The following is a 1,178-nucleotide window of genomic DNA, read 5'->3' on the forward strand; positions in this document are numbered from 1 at the left end:
TTTACTCGATGATGCTCGACACGACGCCTGCGCCGACGGTGCGGCCGCCTTCACGGATGGCGAAGCGGAGCTTCTCTTCCATCGCGATCGGGGCGATCAGCTCGACCTTGAACGACACGTTGTCGCCGGGCATGACCATCTCGGTGCCTTCGGCCAGCTCGACCGTGCCGGTCACGTCCGTGGTGCGGAAGTAGAACTGCGGACGGTAGTTGGCGAAGAACGGCGTGTGACGGCCACCCTCTTCCTTGGTCAGGATGTAGGCTTCGGCCTCGAACTTGGTGTGCGGCTTGACCGAGCCCGGCTTGGCCAGGACCTGGCCACGCTCGACGCCCTCGCGGTCAATGCCGCGCAGCAGCGCGCCGATGTTGTCGCCGGCTTCACCGCGATCGAGCAGCTTGCGGAACATCTCGACGCCCGTGCAGGTGGTCTTCTTGGTGTCGCGGATGCCGACGATCTCGATCTCGTCGCCCACGTTGATCACACCGCGCTCCACGCGGCCGGTCACGACCGTGCCGCGGCCGGAGATCGAGAAGACGTCCTCGATCGGCATCAGGAAGGGCTGATCCACGGCGCGCTCGGGCGTCGGGATCCAGCTGTCGACGGCTTCCATCAGCTTGCGGATCGAGTCCTCGCCGATGGCATTGTCGCGGCCTTCCATGGCGGCGAGCGCCGAGCCGGGGATGACGGGGATGTCGTCGCCGGGGTAGTCGTAGGAGGAAAGCAGCTCGCGGATTTCCATCTCGACGAGCTCGAGCAGCTCCTCGTCATCCACCTGGTCGACCTTGTTCATGTAGACGACCATGGTCGGGATGCCGACCTGGCGGCCCAGAAGGATGTGCTCGCGCGTCTGGGGCATCGGGCCATCGGCCGCGTTCACCACCAGGATCGCGCCGTCCATCTGCGCCGCACCGGTGATCATGTTCTTGACGTAGTCGGCGTGGCCGGGGCAGTCCACGTGCGCATAGTGGCGCGCTTCGGTTTCATACTCGACGTGCGCGGTCGAGATCGTGATCCCGCGGGCCTTCTCCTCGGGCGCGCCATCGATCTGGTCATAGGCCCGGAAGTCGCCGAAATACTTGGTGATCGCCGCCGTCAGCGTCGTCTTGCCGTGGTCAACATGGCCGATCGTGCCAATGTTAACATGCGGTTTGTTGCGTTCGAATTTTGCCTTCGCCATG

Annotated in this window: 1 protein-coding gene; it reads right to left on the bottom strand. The window is 64.6% G+C overall.

Going from position 1 to position 1,178, the window contains the following annotated elements; translation table 11 throughout:
- Window position 1: 1 nt before the first annotated feature.
- Complete coding sequence (gene tuf / locus PMES_RS16235; protein ID WP_159966758.1) at window positions 2-1,177, bottom strand: elongation factor Tu; 1,176 nt, start codon at window positions 1,175-1,177, stop codon at window positions 2-4.
- Window position 1,178 lies beyond the last annotated feature (1 nt).

It is taken from the genome of Profundibacterium mesophilum KAUST100406-0324 (assembly GCF_009835145.1).
In the GTDB taxonomy this organism is placed as follows: domain Bacteria; phylum Pseudomonadota; class Alphaproteobacteria; order Rhodobacterales; family Rhodobacteraceae; genus Profundibacterium; species Profundibacterium mesophilum.

Coding starts and splice junctions, on each gene's coding strand:
- tuf (WP_159966758.1), bottom strand. CDS start 1,177: ATGGCGAAGGCAAAATTCGAACGCAACAAACCGCATGTTAACATTGGC.